Genomic DNA, 16,718 nt, shown 5'->3' on the forward strand with positions numbered 1-16,718 from the left:
TTGAAACGGGTGGCTCCACAGTTCATGTGATGGAGCACCAGCAATGTGGACTATAAATTAAGGGGATTTTCGTGAAATTTTCAGGACTGTTAACAGCTGGCGCATTAATTACTGCAATGTTTTCTCCAATGGCTATGGCCGATAGCAATACCGCAGCAAACACTGCCGCAACCGCTTCCATACCCGACGCGCAAAAGAAAGCGATGGAGCAGGTCATTCATGATTATTTGGTTAATAATCCCGAAGTCTTAATTGAAGCTTCCCAGGCATTGCAGCAAAAACAACAGCAAAACATGCAGCAACAGGCTCAGGCTGCAATTCAAACCAATGCTAACGATTTGTTCAGCGACAAATTAACTGTTTTGGGTAATCCCAATGGCAATGTCACCCTGGTTGAGTTTTTTGACTATCAGTGTATCCATTGCAAAAAAATGGCGCCTATTGTCGGTGGACTGATACAAAAAGATCCTAACCTGCGTGTGATTTACAAAGAATTCCCTATTTTTGGAAAAAGCTCTGAACAGGCCTCCCGCGCTGCTTTAGCGGCTGCGATGCAGGGCAAATACAAAGCCATGCATGATGCCTTGTTTAATCAGGATCAGAAAGTAACGGATCAAAGCATTAATGATGCAGCGAAAGCGGCTGGCCTGGATATGACCAAGTTTGCTGCGGATCTGAATAGCCAAACAGTAACAGATGCTTTGGAAGCGAATCGCCAATTAGCTGAAAAACTGCATTTGATGGGAACACCTGCATTTATCGTTGCATCGACACCCAACGGCAGCTTTAAGGCCGGCAGTGAGCCAGCGTTCATTCCGGGAGCCGCCAGTGAAGAGGCATTGATTGATTTAATTAAGAAAGCCGGTAGTAATTAATTGCCAGCTTGTATTAGCCATGCTTTGGTATAAAGCAGGGCTAATACGCATGAAATAATAAATTGATGTACGTCAATCATTATAGGTTTTTTCTACGTTCCGGGACTTGTTCGGCCTCGTTGTATAAAAAAAGATAAATGTAAAAAGACGTCTTTGCGAGCGTCAGCGAAGCAACCCAGATCCTGACTTTGTCCAGGGTTAGTTTTGGATTGCTTCACTTCGTTCGCAAAGACGACAGATTATTTATGAAAGGGCGCCGAATAAGCGGCAGAACGTAGAAGTCAAGAATTGCTTTAGAAGAACGACTTCTTTTAGTAATGTCATATTTGCTACACTTTGCTGAAACATAGAGTAAATGAGATAAGAATGAATAAACCATCGACTTTCCAGGACATTATTTTGACCTTGCAACAATTCTGGGCCAATCAGGGATGCGTGATATTACAGCCCCTGGACATGGAAGTCGGTGCCGGTACCTTTCATCCGGCGACATTCCTGAGAGCCATTGGCCCGGAGCCCTGGGCTGCGGCCTATGTCCAGCCATCCAGAAGGCCGGCGGACGGGCGCTATGGGGATAATCCCAATCGCGTACAGCATTATTATCAGTTTCAGGTGATTCTGAAGCCATCTCCACTGGATATTCAGGAAAAGTATCTTGATTCACTGCGCGCTCTGGGAGTTGATCCCTTAACCGATGATATTCGGTTCGTAGAGGACAATTGGGAGTCTCCTACCTTGGGTGCCTGGGGATTAGGCTGGGAAGTCTGGCAAAATGGGATGGAGGTTTCTCAGTTTACGTACTTCCAGCAGGTGGGCGGCTTAAGCTGTAAACCAGTCACTGGCGAGCTCACTTATGGTCTTGAGCGTATCGCCATGGCAGTTTTAGGCGTAGATAATCTTTTTGATTTGCCCTGGTGCAAGACTCAGGACAAAACAGTGACTTATGGCGATGTGTTTCACCAGAACGAAGTGGAAATGTCGGCCTATAATTTTGAACAAGCTAACGTGGAGGCCTTATTCAGTCAGTTTGATTATTACGAAACTGAAGCTGAAAAATTAATCGCACTGGGCTTGCCTTTACCCGCTTACGAAATGGTTATTAAAGCGTCACATGCCTTTAATTTACTGGATGCGCGACATGCCATTTCGGTGACTGAGCGACAGCGCTATATTCTGCGTGTGCGCCAATTATCAAGGTCGGTTGCACAGGCTTACTATCAGGCACGCGAAGCCCTGGGCTTTCCTTTATTAAAGGTGTAAACATGGTCAATGATTTTTTATTTGAATTGGGTTGTGAAGAGTTGCCTTCCGGCTCTGTTTTGCCTCTGTCTAAAGAACTAGCCTATAACATGAAGGATGCTTTAGAAAAAGCCGAAATTGCTTATGATGAAATTAAATCATTTGCTACGCCAAGGCGCCTTGCTGTCCTGATAAGCAATGTGGCCAAAGAACAGCCCTCTCAAACCTCAGTCAAAAGAGGTCCGGCAGTCGCTGCGGCTTATGATGCGGAGGGTAAATTCACTCCTGCGCTTCTGGGGTTCGCGCGCTCCTGTGGAGTAGACGTTGAACAGCTTAGCCGCAGCAAAACTGATAAAGGCGAATGGTTTGTTTATGAAAGTCATTCACCTGGAGCACCCAGCGAAACGTTACTGCCTGCACTGGTCCAACAGGCACTGGCTAATTTGCCAATACCAAAACCTATGCGCTGGGGAACAGGTGATGATGAATTTTCTCGACCTGTTCACTGGGCTGTCATGCTTTGGGGTAAGCAAATCATTAAAGCAAGCATTTTTGGTATGGCGACAGGACGCATCACCTACGGACATCGTTTTCATCATCCTCACGCTGTTCAAATAGACCAGCCTGCCGATTATGAACAAGCTTTACATAGTGCGTCGGTTGTTGCTGACTTTGGCAAACGCCGTCAATTAATAGTTGAACAGATTGAAAAAACAGCAGCAGAGGCCAGAGGAACAGCCATCATGCCTGAAGAGCTGGTGAATGAGGTGACCTCAATTGTTGAATGGCCACAGGCCCTGTTAGCCAGTTTTGATCAGGCTTTTCTGGATGTGCCTCCCGAAGCATTAATCGCTTCTATGCAATCACATCAGAAATGTTTTCCACTAAAGGATGAAAGCCAGCAGTTGATGCCCTTGTTTATTGCAATTTCAAATATTGAAAGCAAAAAGCCGAAGCAGGTGATCGCGGGTAATGAAAAGGTTATGCGCGCTCGTTTGAGTGACGCGGCTTTCTTTTTTGAGCAGGATAAAAAGCAGACACTTTCCAGACACCTTGATTCACTTTCAAAAGTAATCTTTCAGGCAAAACTGGGTAGTCTGCTCGACAAATCGCTCCGCATTCAAGGGATTATGGAACATCTCATAAAGCCTCTGGGTTTAGACAGAGAACAGGCAATGCGTGCAGCAGAGCTTAGCAAGTGTGATTTGATGACCGGTATGGTTGGTGAGTTCCCGGAATTACAGGGCCTTATGGGATACTATTATGCCCGGCATGATGGTGAAAAGCTGGACGTTGCTGTCGCTCTTAATGAACAGTATCTGCCGCGCTTTGCGGGTGATGGTCTTCCTCAGTCTTCTCTTGGCCTCGCCCTGTCTTTGGCTGATCGCCTGGATACCCTGGTCGGAATTTTTGCAATTGGGCAGAAGCCCACTGGTATGAAAGATCCTTTCAAGCTGCGGCGACATGCTTTAGCCATTGTGCGTATGCTGGTGAGTCATAACACCGAGCTTAATCTTTCTGAATTAATTGAAGCCTCAATCAGCGCTTATGGCCGTCTGATTGATGCGAATGAGCCGGCTTTGAAAGAAATTCAAGCCTTTATTCTGGAACGCCTGCATTCCTATTATCAGGCGCAAGCGGTAAGCAATGATATCGTGCTGGCTGTTCGTGCCCGCCAGGCTGACAATCTCTATGACTTTGATCAGCGAATTCAGGCATTGCTGCAATTTATTAACTTGCCCGAAGCGAGTTCACTATCGGCGGCCTGTAAGCGTGTCAGCAATATTCTGCAGCAGCAAAGCAATGATAACCATGTGGATTCCAGCCTGTTTTCCGAAGTTGCTGAGCAGCATCTTTATGCTTCACTTCTCGAAGTTGAGGAACGATCTAAAAGCTGGCAGGAAACTAAAAAGTATTCGCTGATATTAAATCAACTAGCCGGTTTAAAAACCGCGGTTGATGCATTTTTTGAGCGAGTGATGGTTATGGTCGACGAGGAAAAAATCAAGGCTAATCGCCTGGCTTTGCTAAGTCGTTTACAGGTACTGCTCCAGAGTGTAGCAGATATTTCGATATTACAGACGGTATCATGAATAAAGTGATTTTGCTGGATCGGGATGGAATTATTAATTCCGATTCAATCAACTATATTCGCTGCGAGGATGATTTTAATTTCTTGCCAGGCAGCAAAGAGGCTATTGCCAGATTAACTCGCGCGGGTTATTTGCTGGGTATTGCCACCAATCAGTCTGGCGTATCACGCGGTTATTACACTGAAAAAACGCTGGAGCGGATACATCAGAAAATGCTTGGTGAGTTACAGGCGGTGGGGGGGGAAATAGCCGCCATCGAATATTGCATTCACATGCCCGATGAAGGCTGTTCATGCCGCAAACCAGAGCCTGGTTTATTGCAACGCTTAGGAAAAAGGTTTTCCTGTTCTCTCGAAGGGGTTCCTTTCGTTGGCGACAGAGTATCCGATATCCAGGCTGCAATGGCAGCTGGCGCCACCCCTGTTATGGTGCTATCGCCAATGACTGATCGGATAGGGCTGATGAATTATCCGGAAGTTCCTGTTTACCACTCCTTGCTGGAATATGTGGAAAGTCTGCAAGGACAGGGATGATTGAAAATTTATCCATTGTCTATGAAAACGATCTGCAGCATTCACAAGCGGAAGAGTTATCAAAGCGCTTGAATTTGCCCATCAATTTATCAGCAAAGAACCAGTTGCTTGTCGCCAGCAATGGTTTATCACTCAAAATTGGTCCTTTTTCAGCCCAGCAGGCGAATTTTGATCTTGGCTATTGGCAAGCTCGCAAAAACGAGGGTAAAAAGCAGGGTCTGGTTCGGGCATGCAAACCACAAGCCGGTTTGCGCATAATCGATGCCACAGCAGGTTGGGGGCGGGATGCGGCTGTCCTTGCTTCTTTTGGAGCCAGCGTTCTGATGCTGGAGCGAAATCCGGTGATTGCGGCATTATTAGAGGATGCCTTAATGCGCCGCGATCAAGTGTCTGAAAATGCCCTTCATTTAACAGTTCTGCACTGCAATGCTATTCATTTTTTGAATGAATTAAAGGAAGAGCACTATCCTGATATCATTTATATCGATCCCATGCATCCGGTGCGGCAAAAATCAGCGCTGGTAAAAAAAGATTTGCAGGTGCTGCAGCAGCTGATTGGCAGTGATTACGATGCAAATCAGTTATTGCAGATTGCCAGGAAAAGAGTCCGCAATAAAGTGGTTGTAAAATGGCCGCAAACCCTTCCTCCCTTGTTTCCGGCGAATTCTAATATCCCAGGCAAAACCATCCGTTTCGATGTGTATCTTCCAGTTCCCTAAAAACGGTTTGATAAGAAGAGCAATAAAAATGATATAATTGCACGCAATTTGATCATTTAGTATCCCGGCACGACTCCTCAAACCTTACTTGAAGTATATTAAACAAAAAAATAAAAGCCCATTTTTCAACAAGCTATTAATCACATCATTCGAGGCGCGCATTATTTGTTAAACTTTTTTTGATCGGGCTCTGGAATTTGGTTTCCTTTAGGACCTTGCGATTTCTTAGTTATTTCGCCAGGTTTTTCCGTCTGATAGTTTCCCTGATGGTGGCTACTGGCCTCTTCGTTTTGAACGTTCACAGGTTTTTTATCATCCATGCGAATTCTCCTTACTTACGGCTAGTCAGAATGAATAAAAGAGAGTAACTATATAAAGTTTATGGCGGTTCAGTGTAATTTTCAATCACAGAGAGCAATAGATAACTATTTAAATTGGGGGAAGTTATAAGGAGAGAAAGGCGTTCTCGCATGCAGTGATGCGAGAACTCAGACATAATCAGGCAGACATCGCTTTGATACGAGCACTCAGACGGCTTTTAATACGGGCTGCTTTATTTTTATGAATCAGGCCCTTGCCAGCCGCTTTGTCAATAACAGGTTGTGCTTTGGCATAAGCTGCTTTAGCTGCTTCATGGTCACCTGTTTCAACGGCTTTCAGTACATTTTTAACAAAAGTACGGTACATTGAGCGCGCACTGGCATTATGTTGGCGCAATTTAATGTTTTGACGGGCGCGTTTAATTGCTGACTTAATATTTGCCACTTAAAATCTCCACTGAGTAAGACAGCAGCCATTCGTTCTATTCAGGCTACGGACTATATATCAAAAGATGCAGATCATGCACAATGCACTCGATTTTGTCAATATTTATGAAGTTTCAAACAGGGATAATTTTGATATTCCAGAAATGGAATCTCTCCGGCCTGCATTTAACGAATTAATTTAAGGTCTTTGTGTGCTTATTATAATCACGATGGCAATAATGTGCTATAATGGCGCATTTTGTTTCCCTTAAGTCCAGCATGAAAGTAAAATTTGAGAATTTCCAAAAATACACCATTTCGGTTTCCCTTCATGAGGGGCGGTTGCAATTTAAGTTGCGCACACCAGGTGAGTCCTTTAGAACCAATGATTACCAGTTAACTGAGTCATTTAAGTCTTTGTCGACTTTTCCGGCTTCTCGGAATAACGAGCAGCTTCTTTGTACCTTCATTCAAGAGCAGTTTAAAACTTTGAATCCCAGGCAGGTGGAAGTCGTTGATCTGAGGCCTTCAGGGAAAAAAGTCGTTATTGGTGTATCTTATGGCCTGATGGGAGGCGTCACTAGTAATCAGATACTTAAATTGACATTTTCTGGAGTTCAGATGGTTGCTGCTGTGGCAGTGGGTGCTATAAATCCTGTCGCGGGAGCTGTATTAATGAGCTCAGCGACTGGAACTGCCATAAAAGTGATACAAGATAAAAATTGCAGTACACGTGACTATTTTAAAACAGCTCTGATTAATGGAACTGCGGCTCTCGCGGGCGGTGGTCCTGCGGCTCTGGTTGGAGAAGGGTATAAGGCCATAATTTTGGCAGGTGCCTTGAGTCGACCTACTGCAAAAGTCATGGAAGCAGTAGTTGATAATAAGAAGCTGCCTTCTGGAAAAGAATTGATAGGTGAGGTGGTAGTTGGTGGAATTACGAATGTTGTAGGTAATAAAACGTCCGAGTGGACCTCGAAGGCATCTCAAATTGCACTGAGTAAATTAATTAATCCTGCCAGCTCAGCGCTCAAAGCGGTTGTGAACCAGTCACTTACCGCCGCGACAGCCGCAACCAGCAGCCAGGTGACTTCAACGCTAACTGAAAACATAATTCTTCAGCAGCCTTTGGGTAAGAACCTCGAGCCTGCTACTCTTGTTGCTACCGCACTGGCTTCAGGAGCTGCTGGTGGTATCCATGCCTATATGAATCATCAGGACAAAAGGGTCAAATTAACCGTGCAGGATGATGATGGCAATGAGCGCGTTCTGTGGAGCGGCAGTGAGCAGGATTATGAGGATTACGACATTGCTGAGAAGGTCAAAGAATGGCAGGAAGTGATGGATCTCGATCAACTGACAGAGAGACTGGCAGAAATAACTGGCGAAAAAAGCTCAGGAAAAAGAAAAGCAGATGATGATGGCGATGAAATATCCCGAGTTAAAAGAGCCAGAGTCGAACCGCTTGTTCCTTTTGAAAAATGGGATGACTCCCTGACTGCGGAGAAATTAGTTAAGACCGAGCGGCATGCTGGAGGAGGCATACAGGCTATTGCTCAACGAATGGCTGATACTTTGGCCTGTAAGTTTTGGGGCGGGGATCCTGCCTATCATGATAGCGCTGCAAAAGAAGCGATGCGTGTACAGTTTGAGAAAGATCAGGGTGGTAGTTCAAAAAGGCATGAAAAACGCCTGATCCGCTCGGCAACCCGATACATGGAATCCAATAGAGCTGAACCCGCTGCCAAAGCCTTGCTCGCTCAATACGAATCTCAAAAACCAGTTACTGTACAAACGGTTAAATATTTAGATAGCGTGCCTCAAGCCAATCTCATTGTACAGGTTTTCATAGAGAAAATTGACAAGGAATTCAAAAAAGCCGGGTTTGCGCCTCTGAATGGACAACAAAAGACGGAACTAACGATGATTTGCAATCAACATCTGGAAACCACTGCAACTGTCAGACAAAGGGATTCTTTTATTAACGCCTGTTTTGCAACAGCGGGAGGTAATTTTCCCCCAAATGAGATTACGAAGGGCAGAGGAATATTTGAACTGGCTCATAAAACTGCGGTGAATGTGGGCGAGCGTAGATTTGGCGGCTTGGAAGTGCAGCAACAGGAACGCGTTCATAAAAACAGAACCAAGGTGCTAAAGAGTGTCGTAAAAGTTGGCGAACAAGCCGTTAAAGAAGTATTCAAAGGCGGTGTGGGAGTTGGCGTGCAAACGAATGGTCAGGACGTGAAAGCAACGGTTGGAACCGCCAAACAGCCTGATGCCATCCCTGTATATAACTCAGGTGAGAAAGGCCAGTTCAGCAAGCAGTTAGATGAGGCAGTCAACAAGCCTGCTCCTGCTCGAGAGCAACAGCCTGTAGCAATGGATATAGAGGAAACTGTGGTTTTACAGAAATCGGCTGTGCCTGAAACACTGCCCTTGTCGTTGAAAAGACCGGCTCTTTCTGAAAAAATAAAGAATACTCCCCCTCAAAAGAAATTGGCTAAAGAGAAAACAAGCGCTTCTTCGAGCAAAGCTGAACGTACCAAATTAACTATACCTGCTAAAGAAAAACAGAAAGAAAAAGATAAGAAAGACAAAACACGCTGGCGTGATCCCAAGACGGGTCAATATACCACAGCCCCTCAGAAACAAATTCCAACTGGCAATATTGGTTTTTTTAATAAACCTGGTCTCAGCATCAGAGACGCTGATAGAACAGCAGCGGTTTCAAACAGTGTTTCCTTTGTAGAGCCTGTAAAGCTGAGCGAAAATATACAAGTGGAATTGACGAAGTCGACCAGTGTGTCGGCTGTCCAGGTCACTACGGAAAGCGGCATACCCTCAGTCAGTGTTGCAGCTTCCACCCGTCTCGAGGTTTTAAAAACCGAGGGTGGCAGCCGCGTAGATTTGTTTACTGGCGATGTCACTGGCAATGTATCCTCTGAGGGGTTTAGTGTGGGTGCCCGGGTTTCTGCGGCAAAAGGACAGACTTTTTTCCGGTCGAAGCCAAGTTGCAATCAGGATACCTGTACAACAGTGACCGTAGTAGGTGAACTGAGCCTTCTCAGCGCGGGAGGAGAAGTGGGATTTTCGAATAAAGAAAATAAAACAAGTGTCAAGCTTGGTGTTGGGGTTGGGCCAATCGGGGCCTCCACACAGGTGATTGTTGAAAAAAGCAAAAATTATACGAACGGTTCAGTAGAGGGTCCGGAGATGTCGGATATGATTGTTAAGACAAGAATGAAATAAATTTACCTACGTCCCGTGGTTTGCTCCATGGGTATCTACACATCTCAGAAAACACAGTCTGCTCCTAGTCTCTACGTCCCTCGGCTTGTCCGAGGGATCCAGAGATCCAATCCTGACATGAGATTCCTGGATCCCTCGGACAAGCCGAGGGACGTAGGGGAGTAGGGGTAAAGCCTTAAGTACGTGACATTAGGCCATATAGCTAATTGCAAAATTTACGTAGGTTAATGGTAGTGAGCGTTAGACTCAGTTGGTAATTAATGGGATAATCATTCTTTCTTTTAAATCTGAATAATCATGTCTGCGACTGAGATAATGCTTCCAAAACAACAAAGCCTGCTGCGCTCAACCACACTGGTTTCCGTGATGACATTCATTTCAAGAATGACCGGTTTTGCCCGTGATGTGGTCATCGCCCAGCTTTTTGGCGCAGGGGCTGGAATGGATGCCTTTTTTGTAGCGTTTCGGATCCCCAATTTTATGCGGCGCTTATTTGCCGAAGGCGCATTCTCACAAGCATTTGTTCCGGTTTTGGCTGAATATCAGCAAACGCAGTCCGTTGATGATGTGCGGCTGTTTATCGCGCGCGTTTCGGGCCAATTATCCGCAGTGCTCTCGGTAGTCACTCTAATCGGTATTCTGGCCACGCCGCTGATTATTTTTATTTTTGCTCCCGGTTTTGGAGAGGGGAGTCCGCGCAGTTTGCTGGCCACAGAAATGCTGCGTATTACGTTTCCCTATCTGATGTTAGTTTCGTTAACCGCAATGGCGGGTGCCGTGTTGAATACCTATGGCTATTTTGCCATTCCCGCAATAACACCTGTCATGTTAAATCTGAGCATGATCCTGGCGGCCTGGTATTTAAGTCCCATGCTGCCTCAGCCGGTTGTCGCACTGGCCTGGGGAGTATTTATTGCAGGTGTCGCCCAGTTTCTGTTTCAGCTGCCTTTTCTTTATAAAAGAACCTTATTGGTAAGACCCCGTCTGGCGCGAAAGGACGAAGGGGTGAAGCGGGTGATGAAATTAATGATTCCTGCGCTTTTTGGCGTTTCCATTGCCCAGTTAAACTTGATGGTCGACTCAATTTTTGCCTCTTTCTTAAAAGTAGGTTCCGTTTCCTGGCTTTACTACACGGATCGCCTGACTGATTTTCCTCTTGGTGTTTTTGGTGTGGCAATTGCCACGGTTATTTTGCCTCATTTGTCACGCCGTCATGCCGAGCAAAACAATGAACGCTATTCTCGGGCGCTGGACTGGGGATTAAGGCTCATTTTATTAATTGGCTTGCCGGCAGGTATTGGTCTGGCTGTTTTTTCCATGCCAATGATTGCCTGTTGTTTTTCCTATGGCAAATTTAATTTAAATGATCTTCTGCAAACTCAGAAAAGCCTGATTGCATTAGGCAGTGGCGTGCCTGCTTTTATGATGATCAAGGTGCTCGCCTCAGGGTTTTATGCTCGTCAGGATATTAAAACGCCGGTAAAAATCGGGGCCATCGCAATGGTGGTTAACAGTATTCTTTGCGCTGTATTGATATGGCCCCTGGCCCATGCAGGCTTGGCGCTTTCTTCGACCCTTGCAGGATATGTAAACTGCGGATTGCTTATTTTTCTGCTTTTGCGTAAAAAAATTTATCATCCGGCAAAAGCTTGGCTAAAATTTATAATGCAGTTGTTGTTTGCCAATACATTAATTGCCGTTTATCTCTATTATGCCAGTGGCGATGTCCAAACGTGGTTGCATCTTTCATCGGTTATGAGGCTCATGCTGCTGTTCGCTCATGTGGGTGCGGCAATTCTTATTTATTTTTCAGCACTGTATTTAACCGGTGTAAGACCCCGGCAATTTCGCGGACTAATTAAGGAGTAGGCTATGCAGGCAGAATTATTTTATAAACATCAAGGTCAGGATATCGTTCCTGTTTTTCTGCTTGCTAAACAGGATTGGGCCTCGGGAATGCCGGAGCTTACTGCTTCTGAGCGTAATCAGTTTTTTACCCAGCGTTTCAAGGGAAATGCGGGGGATATTTGTATCATTAGCGGCGACAATGGAAAGTGTCAGAAAGTGTATCTGGGAGCGGGGGATTCCAACAATTATTCGCTGTCGCTGGCTATCGCTGCTTCCCGCCTGCCAGAAGGGAATTATCAGCTGCAGCAGGATTTGAGCAATGCGGATATTATTTTCTGGGGTTTGGCCCAGTACTGCTACGATCGTTATAAAAAGCAGGAAATACAGCCTCGGGTTTTAATACTTAAAGAGAACCTTCAAGATATTATTCAGGATGTGGATGCCGCATTTCTGGTTCGGGATCTGATTAATGCCCCCACTAATTGTATGGGGCCTGAGGATTTGGCGGATGTTGTTAAAGCGATGGCCACTCGTTATGAAGCAAGCTTTCAGGAGTGGGTTGGTGATGAGCTTCTCACTGCCAATTTTCCTGCCATACATGCTGTGGGAAGAGCCTCTGTTCATCAGCCGCGCTTATTAAACTTAAACTGGGGGAAGGAAGATCATCCCAAGGTTTGTCTGGTTGGAAAAGGAGTTTGTTTTGACAGCGGCGGTCTGGATATTAAACCTTCTAATTTCATGCGTCTGATGAAAAAAGATATGGGTGGAGCAGCGCAAGTGCTAGGTCTGGCTCAGTGGATTATGGATAAGCAACTCCCGGTCAGACTGCAAGTGTTAATCCCCGCTGTAGAAAATGCTATCGGCCCGGACGCCTATCGTCCTGGTGACGTGTTAACGATGAGAAATGGTCTTACTGTGGAAGTGGATAACACTGATGCGGAAGGACGGTTAGTCCTTGCTGACGCGCTTGCTCTGGCGGGTGAGGAGAAACCAGAGCTTATCATTGATTTTGCCACCTTAACCGGAGCTGCGAGAACTGCAGTAGGTACCGAGATTTCAGCCCTGTTCTGTAATGACGATGCATTGGCGAATGAGCTCTACGATACGGCAGTGAAGGTCAATGATCCGGTATGGCGTCTGCCGCTTTATGCACCTTACGCGCCTTTGCTGGATTCTTCAATTGCAGATTTATCCAATTGTTCCGCGGCGCCTTATGCCGGAGCAATTGTTGCCGCTTTATTTTTACAACGCTTTATTCCCGCAGACACTCCCTGGCTCCATTTTGATGTGATGGCCTGGAACACTTCCTCCAAACCAGGAAAACCCGAAGGAGGAGAGGCGATGGGTATTCGGGCAGTAGGTGAATATTTGCTTGCACGATTCAGAAGCTCTTGATTAAGCGCCTATAAATTGCAAAGATAGGTCCACGATGAACAGGCAATGCCATGTTCATCACCTATTTGGACCATTCAACGATAAGGATATTAATCTTGAATATCTTGCAAGAAAATCAGTCAGCTATTTCGCAAGCCTCATTTCTGAATGATGAAACGAAAACCAGAGCCAGTGGAAAAACAGCCCGTTTCAGCGCTTTAGATATACAGCGCGGTCTGATTATGATGATGATGGCTTTTTCTCACGGCCGCGAATACATGGGGTCAGATAGTTATTCCAATTATCACATGGATGCTTCTCCTGCATGGAAGGGTGATTTTTGGGTCGATTTTTTCCAGCAAGTGGGTGTATCGTCCATTGTCGCAGGTGGTTTTTTTATGATGATGGGCATCGGAATTCACTTTCTATGGCATTCTCGTCTGAAGGAAGGTTACCACCCCAATGAAGTTTGGCGATACTTGCTAACTCGTGGAGCAGTGATGGTAACCGTCCAGTTTACTATCATGGCTTTCTTTGAAACCATTTCCTCCGAGCATTTTTATTTATACGTAGGTGTTCTTTATGCCTTGGGCATATGCATGATGTTAGCGGCTTGTTGCTTAAGATTAATTGAAGCTATAAAACAAACTGCCTGGGGTAAAGCACATTCTGCTATCGAATATTGGCTGCCGTTAATGATTGGCGTCGGAATAATAATTATCAACCAGTTACTGGTGTTTCAGACTCAAGCATCGGATATTTCTCCAACCTTGGGCAAAATTCTGTTGTTACTAGGGGGAGGCTATGACATTCACGGGATTCATGTGGATTTTGATTTTATGCCCTTTCCCTGGTTCCCTGCAGTCGCCTTTGGACTCATTATTGGCAAGATCATTTCTCGTCGAGATGGGAAAAGCATTAAACTTTTACAGTGGATAGCATTGGCTTTGCTGGCAAGCTGGTTTTTGATAAAAACTGCCTATTTACAGGGAATATTTTCCTGGGGTGATTATAAGTTACTGGTACCTGGTGAACATCTGGACTGGCGTGCGTATTTCTGCTCCAGTAAATATCCTCCCAGTCTTTCCTATTTTCTTTTTGCCTGGGGCATTAATCTGACAGGAATTCTGCTGTGGCTAAAACTGGAAAACCGTATCGGACACATACCCTTTGTCCTGCAGCCCTTGAAAACCTTTGGCCAATGCGCGTTGTTCTTTTTCATTTGTCATTGGTATCTCTATTATATAATTTCCATACTGTTACCCGCTAAACTCAGCTCGGCAGGTGGACTCCTGGGTTTCTGGCTAATGGGATTAATGCTCATGTATCCCGCCTGTTATTTTTACCGCAACTTCAAAATGACAAAATCCAAAGAGTCCTTATGGAGAATGTTTTAAGCCGCAAGCTTAAATGTTCAATAGAACTTGTAGTTGCATAGGGCTGGACTTTGTTGTCCAGCCTCGATAATAGTTTGCATCTGACGTGAAAAAGCGCATAATAGTTGGTTTTTGACGAAATGAATTAAGCCAATGAAACTGACTGTCGAAAATTTGCTTACTGATGCGATTCACTCCCTGAAAGCCTCTAACATTATCCCACAGGACGTTGAGGTTGAAATTAAAGTAGAACGCAGTAAAGACACTTCACATGGCGATTTTGCCAGCAATCTGGCCTTGATATTAGCAAAGCCCTGCCGTCAGGCTCCTCGTCAGCTAGCCGAGTTATTGATTAAAGCAATAGGCCAACCGGAGAGCATTGCAAAAATTGAAATTGCCGGCCCCGGTTTTATCAATTTCTTTATGCAAAAAGATAGTTTGTCACAGGTGATTGCGACTGTTTTGGAACAGCAGGAACATTATGGTCACAGTGATCTCGGCAAGCAGCAGTCTGTGTTAATTGAGTTCGTGTCAGCCAATCCCACAGGGCCTCTGCATGTAGGTCATGGCCGTGGAGCCGCGTTTGGTGCTACGCTGGCGAATTTGCTAAGTGCTGCGGGCTATAAAGTGAGCCGCGAATACTATGTGAATGACGCCGGAAGGCAAATGAATATTCTGGCTGTTAGTGTCTGGCTGAGGTATTTGACGCTGACCGGCGAGACGATTACATTTCCGGCCAACGGTTATCGTGGGGAATATGTTAATGATATTGCTGCTGCAGTATTTGAAGAGCATGGCGATGAATATAAAAAGGCCTGGACTTTAATCAGGGAAAACCTGCCTGCTGATGAGCCCGAAGGCGGCGACAAGGAACTCTATATTGATGCGATTATCGAACGCTGCAAGCAATTACTGGGTCTTGATGGGTTTAAATATTTTCATAAAGCAGCGCTTGATTCTGTTCTGGATGATATTAAAGACGATCTGGAAGACTTTGGTGTCCATTTTGATTGCTGGTTCTCAGAACAGCATCTGCTGGAAGACGGTTCGATTGAAAAAGGGATCCAGGCTTTGAAAGATGCCGGGCACACCTATACCAACGAAGGCGCGCTATGGTTTAAGGCGACCGATTTTGATGATGAGAAGGACAGAGTGTTAGTCCGCGCTAATGGTCAAACGACCTATTTTGCCTCAGATGTTGCATACCACTGGAATAAATATGATCGCGGTTTTGACCGTGTGGTTGATATTTTTGGCGCCGATCATCACGGTTATATTTCTCGAATCCGAGCAGCAGTTAATGCTTTGGGCCATGATGACAGTGCGCTGGATGTGTTATTGGTACAGTTTGCTATTTTATACCGTGGCGGGCATCGTGTTCAGATGTCTACCCGAAGCGGCTCTTTTGTGACTCTGCGTGAGTTGCGAGAAGAGGTGGGTAAGGATGCGGCTCGCTTTTTTTATGTTATGCGTAAACCTGAGCAGCATATGGACTTTGATTTGGATTTGGCCAAATCCCAGTCCAATGATAATCCAGTCTATTACATTCAGTATGCTCACGCGCGCATTAGCAGTGTGTTAAGGCAATTAAAGGAAAGAGGTTTAAGCTGGAGTCAGGAAACAGGCCTGGCGAATATTTCAAAACTGACTGAACCTCATGAACTGGCTTTGATGACTTTGATCAGTCGATATCCCGAAGTGATTGCTTCAGCAGCTGCTGTTTGTGAACCACATCAGATTGCCTATTATCTGCGTGAACTCGCAAACGGGCTTCATAGTTATTACAATGCCGTGACTTTATTGTGTGAACAAGATACTCTACGCTCTGCAAGATTGTGTTTATTGACTGCTGTAAGGCAGGTCTTAAGGAATGGTTTACAATTATTGGGCGTATCATGCCCAGAGAGCATGTGATGGCAAAGGATTACGTAAGAAAGCGACAGTCACGACAACGAAGCAATGCGCCCCGCCAATTGCTATTGTTGCTGGCCTCTTTTTTGGGCGGTTATCTTACCGCCACGATTTTCGATTTTACCAGCTTGAGCGCATGGCTTAATAAACATGTGCTTGCTGCTCAGGAAATTCATCCCGAGGCAACAATACCGGCTAAAAAGGCCGAAGCTCCGAAACCAAAATTTGAGTTTTATACCCTGTTGGCTAAAGATTCCAGTCCTCAGGTATTGGCTAACCGGCCAGGAGCCGGCACACCCCGTGCGATTCCCTCTACAAATACTCTAACCGCGCAACAAGCTGCACAACAGTCTTCTCAAGTAGCCCGCGTATCGACAGCGCCGGCAACTACCGCTAAAACGCCAGCCCCGCCAGCCCCGCAAGCAGTAACAGTTGCAGAAAGCAAACCAGTGGCAGCTCCGGCAGCCAAAAATACGAAAGAGTATTACCTGGTGCAAATTGCTTCCTTCAATCGACGCCCGGATGCTGAACAAGTGAAAGCCAATCTGGTATTAAAAGGTTTTGATGTAATGATAACCTCTGCTCCACAGGGACAGGTTACCTGGTATCGGGTACTTCTTGGTCCCTATCGTTCTAAAGCACTGGCAGAGAAAGCACAGGCCGATGTGGCTCGCAGCGAGCATATGAAAGGAATGATTCGCAAAATGGATGCGTAAACCGTTTAGCATGTATTCCTTCGCGAAAGCGAAGGGTTT

General features: G+C 45.5%; 13 protein-coding genes. 11 read left to right on the forward strand and 2 right to left on the reverse strand.

Annotated elements, in window-relative coordinates; all coding sequences use genetic code 11:
- The first annotated feature begins 71 nt into the window (after positions 1 to 71).
- The 5 genes from LXA66_RS12800 to LXA66_RS12820 all read left to right on the forward strand — a co-directional run bounded on the left by LXA66_RS12800 (position 72) and on the right by LXA66_RS12820 (position 5,459).
- Positions 72 to 875, forward strand: a complete 804-nt coding sequence (locus tag LXA66_RS12800) for a DsbA family protein (protein WP_233013449.1) — start codon at positions 72 to 74, stop codon at positions 873 to 875.
- Between the two features lie 366 nt (positions 876 to 1,241).
- On the forward strand, positions 1,242 to 2,135 hold the full coding sequence (glyQ, locus tag LXA66_RS12805) for a glycine--tRNA ligase subunit alpha (RefSeq protein ID WP_133140116.1): 894 nt from the start codon (positions 1,242 to 1,244) through the stop codon (positions 2,133 to 2,135).
- Positions 2,136 to 2,137: 2 nt separating this feature from the next.
- A complete protein-coding gene (glyS, locus tag LXA66_RS12810; RefSeq protein WP_233013450.1) occupies positions 2,138 to 4,207 on the forward strand; it encodes a glycine--tRNA ligase subunit beta in 2,070 nt (689 codons plus the stop codon).
- A complete protein-coding gene (gmhB, locus tag LXA66_RS12815) occupies positions 4,204 to 4,740 on the forward strand; it encodes a D-glycero-beta-D-manno-heptose 1,7-bisphosphate 7-phosphatase (RefSeq protein WP_233013451.1) in 537 nt (178 codons plus the stop codon). Before glyS ends, gmhB begins: the two co-directional genes overlap by 4 nt.
- Complete coding sequence (locus tag LXA66_RS12820; RefSeq protein WP_233013453.1) at positions 4,737 to 5,459, forward strand: class I SAM-dependent methyltransferase; 723 nt, start codon at positions 4,737 to 4,739, stop codon at positions 5,457 to 5,459. The genes gmhB and LXA66_RS12820 overlap by 4 nt, the downstream gene beginning before the upstream one ends.
- 161 nt (positions 5,460 to 5,620) lie before the next feature.
- Here LXA66_RS12820 and LXA66_RS12825 read toward each other — a convergent pair whose 3' ends face one another.
- Entirely contained in the window at positions 5,621 to 5,779 is a 159-nt protein-coding gene (locus LXA66_RS12825) for a hypothetical protein (protein WP_233013454.1), read from the reverse strand.
- 178 nt (positions 5,780 to 5,957) lie between these two features.
- Positions 5,958 to 6,224, reverse strand: a complete 267-nt coding sequence (rpsT, locus tag LXA66_RS12830; protein WP_058507698.1) for a 30S ribosomal protein S20 — start codon at positions 6,222 to 6,224, stop codon at positions 5,958 to 5,960.
- Positions 6,225 to 6,484: 260 nt separating this feature from the next.
- Between rpsT and LXA66_RS12835 the strand changes: the two genes are divergently transcribed.
- From LXA66_RS12835 to LXA66_RS12860, 6 genes are all read left to right on the forward strand, one after another.
- Positions 6,485 to 9,454: a hypothetical protein gene (locus LXA66_RS12835; protein WP_233013456.1), complete on the forward strand. Its 2,970-nt coding sequence runs from the start codon at positions 6,485 to 6,487 to the stop codon at positions 9,452 to 9,454.
- A 297-nt stretch (positions 9,455 to 9,751) separates the two neighbouring features.
- Positions 9,752 to 11,323 (forward strand): murein biosynthesis integral membrane protein MurJ, encoded by a 1,572-nt coding sequence (murJ, locus tag LXA66_RS12840; protein WP_233013457.1) that lies wholly within the window; start codon positions 9,752 to 9,754, stop codon positions 11,321 to 11,323.
- 3 nt (positions 11,324 to 11,326) lie between these two features.
- Positions 11,327 to 12,697, forward strand: coding sequence for a M17 family metallopeptidase (locus LXA66_RS12845; protein WP_233013459.1), 1,371 nt, complete (start codon positions 11,327 to 11,329; stop codon positions 12,695 to 12,697).
- A 95-nt stretch (positions 12,698 to 12,792) separates the two neighbouring features.
- A complete protein-coding gene (locus tag LXA66_RS12850; RefSeq protein WP_233013461.1) occupies positions 12,793 to 14,073 on the forward strand; it encodes a heparan-alpha-glucosaminide N-acetyltransferase domain-containing protein in 1,281 nt (426 codons plus the stop codon).
- Between the two features lie 132 nt (positions 14,074 to 14,205).
- Positions 14,206 to 15,966, forward strand: coding sequence for an arginine--tRNA ligase (gene argS, locus LXA66_RS12855; RefSeq protein ID WP_233013462.1), 1,761 nt, complete (start codon positions 14,206 to 14,208; stop codon positions 15,964 to 15,966).
- A complete protein-coding gene (locus tag LXA66_RS12860) occupies positions 15,966 to 16,679 on the forward strand; it encodes an SPOR domain-containing protein (RefSeq protein ID WP_233013463.1) in 714 nt (237 codons plus the stop codon). Before argS ends, LXA66_RS12860 begins: the two co-directional genes overlap by 1 nt.
- The last annotated feature ends 39 nt before the right edge of the window (positions 16,680 to 16,718 follow it).

Source organism: Legionella sp. 16cNR16C (genome assembly GCF_021297775.1).
Classification (GTDB): domain Bacteria; phylum Pseudomonadota; class Gammaproteobacteria; order Legionellales; family Legionellaceae; genus Legionella_C; species Legionella_C quinlivanii_A.

Coding starts and splice junctions, on each gene's coding strand:
- glyQ (WP_133140116.1), top strand. CDS start 1,242: ATGAATAAACCATCGACTTTCCAGGACATTATTTTGACCTTGCAACAA.
- glyS (WP_233013450.1), top strand. CDS start 2,138: ATGGTCAATGATTTTTTATTTGAATTGGGTTGTGAAGAGTTGCCTTCC.
- gmhB (WP_233013451.1), top strand. CDS start 4,204: ATGAATAAAGTGATTTTGCTGGATCGGGATGGAATTATTAATTCCGAT.
- LXA66_RS12820 (WP_233013453.1), top strand. CDS start 4,737: ATGATTGAAAATTTATCCATTGTCTATGAAAACGATCTGCAGCATTCA.
- LXA66_RS12825 (WP_233013454.1), bottom strand. CDS start 5,779: ATGGATGATAAAAAACCTGTGAACGTTCAAAACGAAGAGGCCAGTAGC.
- LXA66_RS12835 (WP_233013456.1), top strand. CDS start 6,485: ATGAAAGTAAAATTTGAGAATTTCCAAAAATACACCATTTCGGTTTCC.
- murJ (WP_233013457.1), top strand. CDS start 9,752: ATGTCTGCGACTGAGATAATGCTTCCAAAACAACAAAGCCTGCTGCGC.
- LXA66_RS12845 (WP_233013459.1), top strand. CDS start 11,327: ATGCAGGCAGAATTATTTTATAAACATCAAGGTCAGGATATCGTTCCT.
- argS (WP_233013462.1), top strand. CDS start 14,206: ATGAAACTGACTGTCGAAAATTTGCTTACTGATGCGATTCACTCCCTG.
- LXA66_RS12860 (WP_233013463.1), top strand. CDS start 15,966: ATGGCAAAGGATTACGTAAGAAAGCGACAGTCACGACAACGAAGCAAT.